Genomic DNA, 9,748 nt, shown 5'->3' with positions numbered 1-9,748 from the left:
AAACAGACAGTCGGAATTCCAGATTGGAAGTTCCTTGTTTTGCGTCGCTTTATTACACACAGTCAAAAGACGTCAACATGTTAAAATTAACCCGTCGCCAGCTGCTGCACAGTGCCACCGCCACGATCCCGTTGTTGCCGGCATTGCCGGTTGGTAAAGCGGCAGTAGCCCAGGAAAAGCAATCTGTCGTTATTGACACGCATCTCCATTGTTTCGCCGGAAAGGATTCCGAATTCCCCTATCACAATCATGCACCGTATCAGCCTGATTCGGCAGCGACTCCGAAACATTTGCTGAACTGCATGACCGGGGCTGGTGTCGACTTTGCCGTCGTTGTTCATCCCGAGCCATATCAGGATGATCACCGTTATCTGGAACATTGTTTGAAGGCCGGCGGCAGTCAACTGAAAGGAACGTGTTTATTTTTCGCGGATCGTCCAGGGTCCGTTGATGGCATGGGGCCGCTGGTACAGAGAAATCCTGATCAGATTGTGGCGGCACGAATTCACGCCTATGCACCTCGCCGACTACCCCCGTTTGGAACGAAGGAGCTCCGCAATCTGTGGAAAACCGCCGCTGATCTGGGACTGGCGATTCAGCTTCACTTTGAACCACGTTACGCTCCTGGGTTTGAATCACTGATCAAAGAGTTTTCAAAAGTCACTGTGGTCATCGACCATTTGGGACGCCCCATGCAGGGAACGATCAAAGAACACGACGTCGTCATCCGCTGGTCACGGTTCGCCAATACGGTGATGAAAGTGTCGTCGCTGCCCGATCAGACTCAATATCCTCATCGTGATGTGAAGCCGATCGTTCGCAGACTCACCGATGCCTACGGTCCCGATCGGATGATGTATGGTGGCGGCTTCAATGCGGAGGCAACCGGCGAAACTTATCGAGACTACCGCGAGCAGGCATCCGAACTGTTGGCACATCTTTCAACTGATGACCGCTCAAAGATCTTCGGCGGCACTGCCGAAAAATTGTTCGGATTTACTTCCGGATAGCATGCGCCCCGGAACAGTAACATGATGTTTCCAGCGTCAGGGTCACTCACAGGATGAATAGAGAAATGAAACGCTACCCCACCTGTATTATGGGCACCTGTGAAATTCCCTGGGATGAAGAGGAACGTTTCCTTGAATCGATTTTTCGACGTGGTGTCCGTACCGCATTGGAAGGAACTCGTCACTTGTATCTGTTTGGTACGGCTGGCGAAGGATACGCAGTGACGGATCAGCAGTTCGACAAGATCGTCAGTGCCTTTGTCGATGAAATGCAAAAGGCGGATGCCGAACCAATGGTGGGTGTGATTCACCTGTCACTGGGAACGATTGTGGAGCGTATCGAGCGTTGTCTCGATGCGGGCGTACGACAATTTCAGATTTCACTTCCCAGCTGGGGAGCATTGAACGAGGCCGAGGTATTCGAATTTTTCGATCAAACCTGCGGACGTTTCCCGGACTGTGAATTCATGCATTACAACCTCCCGCGTGCCAAACGGATCGTTTCTGGTCCGGAATACCGACGCATTTCGGAACGTCATTCGAATCTTGTCGCAACGAAGAACACGGGCGACTCTCTTTCGCACATTCGCAGTCTGGTCAGGGATGCACCGGAACTGCAGCACTTTCTGTCGGAAGACGGATACGTTTATGGCTCGCTGTTTGGCGAGTGCAGTATACTGGCATCATTCGTAATGAACTTTCCCAAACTCTATTCGTTGCTGGAAGCGGGACAGAAGTCCGATGTCGCAACACTGACATCCATCCAGCGGGAATTGAATATCGTCAGCCAGACACTGTTCGAAACCATTCCTGGTGGCCGCATCGACGGGGCCTATGACAAGCTTTTTTCAAAAATGTATCACGCTGAATTTCCACTTCGAATGCTCCCGCCGTACACAGGATCAAGCGACAAAGAGTTTCAAATATTTGTCGACTTGCTTCAGGAACGTCTGCCGGAGTGGGTTCCGTCCCAAAACAGCAGCAACGCATAATCACAATCCTGAAAAGAGTGCAGAGTGATCAAATTACTCGATAGTCCCCGGCGCTGTTGCGATGGAATCACTCGGCGCGAAACACGTCAGACCGGTCCCCTTATGACTCATTTATGTTTCTCCACAAGACAAAAGTCGATCCTTACATTCATTGCTGTTTTCGCTGCGACATGTGCATCCGCCAGTGAAAATTACAATATCCCGCTGTGGGAACCTGGGAAGGTGCCACTGGCGCAGAGTGATGGACCGCTGGACAACCCGCTGCTCACCGTATTCCCGGCGTCCGAAGGGCACCGGAATGGCTCATCAGTCATCATCGCACCCGGCGGTTCAAACATCATGCTGATGTACGGCTCAGAAGGAATCGAGATTGCTGAACGTTTCAATGAGTGGGGCACGACGGCATTTGTACTGACTTACCGTATGTCTCCGACATACGACCATGAGGCAAGAACCCTCGACGGAAATCGAGCGATTCGTGTCGTGCGTTCACAAGCCGACAAATGGGATCTTGATCCGAAACGATTAATGTTTATTGGGTTCTCTGCGGGTTCCTCGATGGCGCGTTATGTCGCGGCTGCATCGGATGCAGGAAATCCGAATGCCCCCGACCCGGTCGATCGCTTGAGTTCCAGGCCTCATTCGCTGGGAATGATCTACGGAACCGGCAGCACGACTCCTCAGGAAAATCTCGCTGAATTTCCACCTACGTACCTGTTGTCTGCTGCCGCAGATGGCGCGGCCACTAAATCCGCTGAGTTGTTCACCGATATCAATCACGCGGGCGGCGTTGCTGAACTCCACATACTGCAAAAAGGACGCCACGGATTCGGTGCGGCATTTTCCAGCCCGGAGTTCCGTCCGTGGATGGATTCACTGAAACATTTTCTCACCATGAGTGAATTCTTTGGCCCGCTGCCCAGACAAAAGGGGTCCCAAAACCAGTCGCCACAGGATGTCAGTCCCCAGGTGATCAACGATGGGTATGGGGAACTCGTCTACGTCCCCGAAGGATCCTTTAAAATGGGTGACAATTTTGGTGACGGTGAATCACGGGAAAGACCAGTCCATACCGTTTCCCTCGATGCGTACTACGTCGGAAAGTATGAAGTCACCAATGCCCAGTGGCGACGGTTCCGTGACGATCCAGGGTATGACAACCCGGCATACTGGCCTGGTCACCGGGTAGTTCCAAAAGATCAGAATCCGTACTGGAGCCAGGAACGGAATCATGGTGGAGGCACCGCAAATTCTGACCACTATCCGGTGCAGGGAATGAACTGGGACGCGGCCAGCGCTTATTGCAGCTGGCTGTGTACCCGAACCGGAAAGAGATATCGTCTTCCGACCGAAGCAGAATGGGAAAAGGCGGCGCGCGGAACAGATCAACGAAGATTCCCCTGGGGCAACACCATCGATCATTCCTATGCAAATATTGATGATTCTCAGATCTACGATACTGGACAGCAGGTCGGTTATTACGACGGAAGTTTGCGAGGTAAAATCCAAACGAACAACGGCAGTTCGGTCTACGGCGCCATGGACATGGCAGGCAATCTGATGGAATGGTGTTCTGACTGGTACAGCCGCGACTACTACCAAACTTCCCCGGTCCGTAATCCACAGGGTCCCTCCACCGGCAGCTTCCGCGTGCTGCGAGGAGGGTGTTTCTTTTTCGAAGGTCAGGATGCGCGAAGTTATGGTCGGTCAGGCGCCTGGCCGTCGGTTCAGGCCTTCCGTATGATTGGCTTCCGCGTGGTCCGGGAACCATAGTTCGGTCCAGAGGGACTCGCAGTGGATTCCTGTTCGTGCCAACGTGGGATCATCGGTTTCGTCATCTTCGGAACAGCCAGCATTCACCAACAATTGTCGGGTTGGAATATCTAACCGGACAATTGTTGGTGATTAACCGGCACCATCCCTATACTCGAATACACCAGTACCAGACAGTTTCGAATCCTCCTGCAACGCTCAGGGAATTATTCATGCCATCTTTTCGATACTTCGTGTTGTCCGTTTTGGTGACATTTTCATCCTTGAGCGTGGCTCAGGATCAGATCGTACCGTCAAATGCCAAACTGGAAAAACTCTTCGAAGGAATCATGCTGACCGAAGGAGTCTGCGTGGCTCCGGACGGAATGGTCTACTTCAGCGATATTACGTTTTCACATCAGGCTGTAACCGAAACGGGTGAAATCCACGCCGGGCATATCTGGAAATTTAATCCAAAAACCCAGAAGACATCCATTTTTCGTTCACCGAGCGGTATGTCCAACGGAATCAAATTCGATGCGAACGGTGACATGCTTGTCTGCGAAGGGGCTGACTACGGTGGCCGACGTGTGATTCGCACGGACATGAAAACGGGTATGAGTTATATCATCGCGGCGATGTATGAAGGCCGAAAACTGAACTCACCAAACGACGTTACGGTCGATGAGAAAGGCCGAATGTACTTTAGTGATCCCAGATATCTCGGGCACGAAACAATCGATCAGCCGGTGATGGGGGTTTATCGCATCGACACCGATGGCTCGATTCACCGCATTATCACTGATGCAGGCAAACCCAACGGTGTCTGCGTGTCGCCCGATCAAAAAAGTCTGTACGTGGTCAGCAACGCCAATGGTGCAACGGGCTTTGAACGACTTGGCAAAGCCAGTGATGCGGAAGGACCGGTTGCTGTTGCCACACCACTTCGAAAGGGCAATATGGCACTGATGGCCTATGATCTTCACGAAGATGGAACCGCGACATATCGCAAAACTCTGGTGGACTACTACCCGGAAGACGGCCCTGACGGATTGGTTTGCGACGAACACGGAAATCTTTATGTGGCAGTTCGAGCGTTGAACCGACCGGGAATTACTGTGTACTCACCAGACGGAAAAGAACTGGCATACATCAAAACTGAAGTTCCAACCAACGTCGGCTTTGGCCGTGGTGACGACGCGAATCTGCTGTACGTCACGGCAGGCAGAAGCCTCTATCGGATTCGACTGGCGGTGGCAGGATATCAATTACCCTGGAATGCACGCTGATTGCGGCCAGATACAGGGTTGATATAGATCATTCCGCAACCTGAATCACGACGTGCGTCCACTCCTGATCACGCCTGGAAGAGATGCAGCCCGAACCAATGCGGAGGATCAGGCAAACCACGCTTTCCACCGGATTCCTGTGCTTCTGGCACATCGATCCCTTTGGGAACTGTTGTATGTACCCTGACAAACACAACCCAGTGCCGACGCAATACGATCGCATCCGTCGCGCAACGGACTGTTAACTACGAGCTATCCCAACGGTGATGCGACATAATCGTAGAAGGCTTTGACACCGATACTCGTCAACAGCGCACCGGAAACAAAAGTGGCAATCCTGAGCACCGGCTTCATCCTCAATGCTGTCGGCAGTGATTTCCGATCCAGCCACATCATCCCAAAACACCAAAGACCACACGACAGTACTCCGCCGATCAATGACGGGATCGTGATCAGCCCGATCGGATTTTCTGTGAGCCAACTCAGCGCAATCGCTCCAACTCCACAATACAGGAGTACGCAGAGCCGTACGGTACCGGACGACATTCGGCGGATTTTTTCGCTCACAGGGCGCAAACATTCATACACAGTTCGCCAATAGATTTCATATGCTCCATAGATCGTCCCCCAAAAGGCCATGAAGACGCCAATTCGGTACAGATACAGGAAGGCAGGGTGCAATTGTGTCAGGAATTGGGCCTGATGAGTCAACAACTCACCATTTTTTGCCGGTACGATTTCTTGTGGATGCAGAACCGAAGCCCCAAGCACTACAAAACAGATGCTGAATACAAAGACACAGACAAAACTGGTGGTCACGTCAATGCATGGAGGAACAAGCCACTTCCTTCCGCGCCGCAGATTGTCCGTGTCATCGGCTATCAGACGCACTGAGGAATCGGAACCAGTTCGAATTGCGCCCCAGGATTTTTCACGAAGGCAGCTGACATATCCCAGATAGTCGTATGTGCCACCGCCGACAAATCCAAGGATCGTGGTGATTTCCACCCATGGAGTCCGGTCGCGAAATGCTTCAGGATATTTCTCAATCAGCCAAGGTTGATATTGGGGAGACACGGGTACAAAGAGCCCCTGAATCACGGCCAGCAGGTCCGGATTCGACGCCAGACATGCGGCCCCGATACTGAGCAGCAGCAATCCAATGACCGCTGTTTGAACTTTCTCCATCAGACTGTATCCCTGGATCAGCGTCAGCGCGATTGCCAGTACAGTCGCTCCTGTCGCCCAAATGCGCGTCCAGAGCCGAAAATCCGGATCATTGGGTGTCGCAACGTGAAACATCTCATTGATGATCTCACCCAGTACCAGCGATAGAAACGACAGCAGAAAAGGAAAACACCACAGACTCATGCCCAGCAGCAGCAACGGAATCCAGAGCGTCATCCGAGCCCAGTCTTCGAGAGGATGCCGCCCCGTCAAAGTGATGTGACGTGCCGCTGTATACACCTGTACGGCCTTTGCTGCTGATGCCAGCAAAACCGCCCACAACACAGAGTAGCCAAAAATGGATCCGCCTCGTGACGCCATCAACGTTTCGCCACTTCCAATAGTGACAGATGCCAAAATTGCTCCTGCACCAAAGTACTTCAACATTCTCCAGTTGAAGCGACCTGCAAGAGTTGTCGGAATATCCGGATATTTAATCAGTGTGTCCGTCATGTTGATGTCCAGAATTGAAAATGATCCAACGCAGTGGTGGTCTTGACTCTAGTGCCTCCGGATGCGACCTGACAAGCAGGAGCTCACGTCGTTCCGGGCCTGTACGGGTCAGTTCTGCGGCCGGGGAGGCAGTTGCAGTTCCGCTTCGTTGAGCTCCACGGGAGCACCGCCCGCGGGAACTTCAACGTGAGCTGTCCAAAGAATGGCATTCACGATTGTACGACGGAATGCTTCGATCCGAAAATTGCGGTAGAAATGTCCCAGGGTTGTTCCATAGGATCGACCGCTGCCGGGACGTTCACAGACCCAGCCGACAATCACGTCCTCTCCCTTCGTGGTGACCCTTAACAGGGGCGTTGCTGCTCTGATGACCGGCTTAAGATAAAATTCATCATTGAGTTCATATTCTTTCCATCCGCGGCAGACGGGATGCTCCGGCATAAGCTGCGTCAGAATCGATGTATCGGTACTGAGTCCATAATTCGAGACCCAGCTGGCACCCAGATAATCCATCCATCGCTCACCGAGACGGTCAAGATTTTTTTCATACACAGTTGACGCCCAGTGAATTGTTACCAGACCAACACCGTTCGTCATCATTTGATGCAGTGCCCCGCTGCCTGGACCATCCAGCAGGAATTCTGCTCCGGGACTTGAATACAACACGATTGTTTTGACGTCTTTCAGAACCTCAGGATCCAGGGGCCAGCCTTCTGAAACGACCGTTGTGATCCCGTCCGTTTTCCGCAGACACCTGGCCAGCATCTTCTGAGTGTGCATGTACATGTGAGTGCCGAATCGATGGTCCGGCTCTTTCCCGATCAACAGGATCTTCACGGACGAATCATCGGCCGCGCAAACATCGCTGACCATCGATATCAGCAGGCAGGAAATGACCGAAAATAAAATACCGACGAATTTGTTTTTCATTCCAGGTTTCCTCCAAAGTGTTCGAAATGGTAATGCTGTAATCTTCACTGCGGGAATCGAAAACTGCCGAACCCCCGCCATCTGTAAAAACATGTGGCGCAGCAACGCAGACGCCTGATCCGCGACAGATGGCTTCATAAACTCAAACGAATCTGTGGATCCGGCAACTCGTCCTGCCCGTTCGATCAGACGCTCTGGTGCAATCACTGGGAGCCAAACCTGAAGGAGTAAAGATCAGCGTCTTTCAGCACAAATCGCAGAACCACACTCCGACCAGCCAGCTCGCTGACTTCAGAGCTGCCGTTCCAGTAAACCGTTCGGTCAACCGTGTCGCCGAAGATATCTGAACAGTCGTTCAGACCGAAGCCATCGATTGCCCCGCCATCAGCATTCTGAATTTCAACACGGATACTTCCCGCCGCCGACGTGGCAAAATTGATGCTCAGTTGATTGCCGCTAAACTGCAGCGGTCGAGTCGTCATTTCGCCACCTTTCCATCCCGCATGGATGGATACGAAACCATCTAATCGCATGGTGTATCGTCGCACGGCATTACTGTCACCCATCCATCCTCCTTCAGCGGCGTAAAAAGCAAGCTCATTCGGGGCCTCGGGTAATGCAGATTCCGTTTCCACGATCTGCCAGGCAACAGAATTGTTTCCGTAATTCCACGTACCGGTTCGCTCGGGACCCGGTGGCAGAAACGCTTCATTCCAGCGATCAAAGTGAACTCCATCACGACTTGACATCAACAGTGTTTCCGTAATCGCCGTACCAAGTCGCATGTGCACGGCAGATCGTTGTTCTCTGCGCTTCGTGTCCGGCAGAGCTCGCAGCGATGGCGACCAGCTGCGTTCCACATAGCGCATCGGAAACCCAATCAGAACATGCGGTGCCCGGGGGTAGGGCGCAATCTGATTCGTATAGAGTTGTTCAACAGGTGAGTCTTCATATGTCAAATCCGCTTCATCACTCCAGGTGAGAAGATCGAATGAAGACGCAGTGCGAATCGCACGAACGCGAAGCGGCTTGCCGTCAGTTTCCGTGGCAGCATCTTCAGTCAATACTCGGTAATAGACTCGGTATTTTCCTGCAGTCGAGTCCCAAAAGGCTACGTTTTGCGAATCAAAGGCGCCTTCGGTAATCACGGGTTCACTGTTCATCAATGACCAGCGGATTCCGTCGGGCGAATGAAATACAAACAAGCCGCGTGGTAATGTTCCGGCGATCGCCTTAAATCGTGAACTGGACGGACAATTCGGATGTGAGTCCAGAAACGGTGAAAAATTATGCGTCCCGCCCCCGGTCCAGATGATGTTATTCTCCCTGGAACCATTGTATTCATAGAGTCCGAGTATTGGTTTTTCCCAGTGGATGCCGTCGCGGCTTTCTGCACAGCAGGAGACCTGCGATCCCTTCCGTAAAATGCCCCCGGCCACACTGATTGCCGCACCACGATAATACATCCGATACAAATCACGATCTCTTACGATACTGTGGTAACCACTGACACAGCCTTCCCAGGGCGCATCATTAACAATCGCAATGTCGTGAGGGACCGGATGATGTAACTTTCGTGTGACGCCATCGAGCGATTGAATCATGTATTTGTCAATGAATAATTCGCGGCGGCTCCCGACCTCGATTGCGTCATCTGCACACATCAAAGCAGGTGAAAACAAAAGAAGTGCAAAAGATGAAATTCTCATGATGATATTCCTGCGATCATTTGATCGCACCCTCAGACCACTCAATTCAGCAGGGCCGGATTCCGACTGGTATGTTCGGCGCAATCTCATTGTCCGCTTCGTAACTACCGTTGTTCCATTTTCGATTTGGCAGCCATCCCCGGAATGGCATACAGTAACCGGACTGGACGCACCTACACGGAAATCCACTCACGGAATCGGGACTCGTCCACATTACGACCGCTGATAACAGCCACCACATCGCCGCTGCCTGTCAGTTTCACACGCCCCTGTAACAACGCTGCAACGGTGGTGACCCCCGATGGCTCAGTTCGCAGGCCGTGATTTTCGTACAGCCACTTCATTGCCCCCTGAATCTCCTGATCAGTGACCGTAACTGCATTTGT

The 9,748-nt window shown here is 52.2% G+C and carries 8 protein-coding genes; 4 read left to right on the top strand and 4 right to left on the bottom strand.

Annotated elements, in window-relative coordinates; genetic code table 11:
* Positions 1 to 77 precede the first annotated feature (77 nt).
* The 4 genes from MK110_19580 (at position 78) to MK110_19565 (ending at position 5,043) form a co-directional block, all read left to right on the top strand.
* Entirely contained in the window at positions 78 to 1,010 is a 933-nt protein-coding gene (locus tag MK110_19580; GenBank protein MCH2213505.1) for an amidohydrolase, read from the top strand.
* Positions 1,011 to 1,075: 65 nt separating this feature from the next.
* Positions 1,076 to 2,002, top strand: a complete 927-nt coding sequence (locus tag MK110_19575) for a dihydrodipicolinate synthase family protein (protein MCH2213504.1) — start codon at positions 1,076 to 1,078, stop codon at positions 2,000 to 2,002.
* A 102-nt stretch (positions 2,003 to 2,104) separates the two neighbouring features.
* Positions 2,105 to 3,775: an SUMF1/EgtB/PvdO family nonheme iron enzyme gene (locus MK110_19570; protein MCH2213503.1), complete on the top strand. Its 1,671-nt coding sequence runs from the start codon at positions 2,105 to 2,107 to the stop codon at positions 3,773 to 3,775.
* 212 nt (positions 3,776 to 3,987) lie between these two features.
* Complete coding sequence (locus tag MK110_19565; protein ID MCH2213502.1) at positions 3,988 to 5,043, top strand: SMP-30/gluconolactonase/LRE family protein; 1,056 nt, start codon at positions 3,988 to 3,990, stop codon at positions 5,041 to 5,043.
* A 252-nt stretch (positions 5,044 to 5,295) separates the two neighbouring features.
* Here MK110_19565 and MK110_19560 read toward each other — a convergent pair whose 3' ends face one another.
* The 4 genes from MK110_19560 to MK110_19545 form a co-directional block, all read right to left on the bottom strand.
* Entirely contained in the window at positions 5,296 to 6,723 is a 1,428-nt protein-coding gene (locus tag MK110_19560) for an Nramp family divalent metal transporter (protein ID MCH2213501.1), read from the bottom strand.
* Between the two features lie 108 nt (positions 6,724 to 6,831).
* Positions 6,832 to 7,860, bottom strand: a complete 1,029-nt coding sequence (locus tag MK110_19555; protein MCH2213500.1) for a ThuA domain-containing protein — start codon at positions 7,858 to 7,860, stop codon at positions 6,832 to 6,834.
* Complete coding sequence (locus MK110_19550; protein MCH2213499.1) at positions 7,857 to 9,362, bottom strand: hypothetical protein; 1,506 nt, start codon at positions 9,360 to 9,362, stop codon at positions 7,857 to 7,859. Before MK110_19550 ends, MK110_19555 begins: the two co-directional genes overlap by 4 nt.
* A gap of 173 nt (positions 9,363 to 9,535) precedes the next feature.
* Positions 9,536 to 9,748: pyridoxal-phosphate dependent enzyme (locus MK110_19545; protein MCH2213498.1), on the bottom strand; the 213-nt coding region annotated here is incomplete at its 5' end.

Origin of the sequence: Fuerstiella sp. (assembly GCA_022447225.1) — a bacterium.
Taxonomy (GTDB): Bacteria; Planctomycetota; Planctomycetia; order Planctomycetales; family Planctomycetaceae; genus S139-18.
Note: the sequence above shows the minus strand (reverse complement) of the source record. Positions and strands in the feature narration are given on the sequence as shown.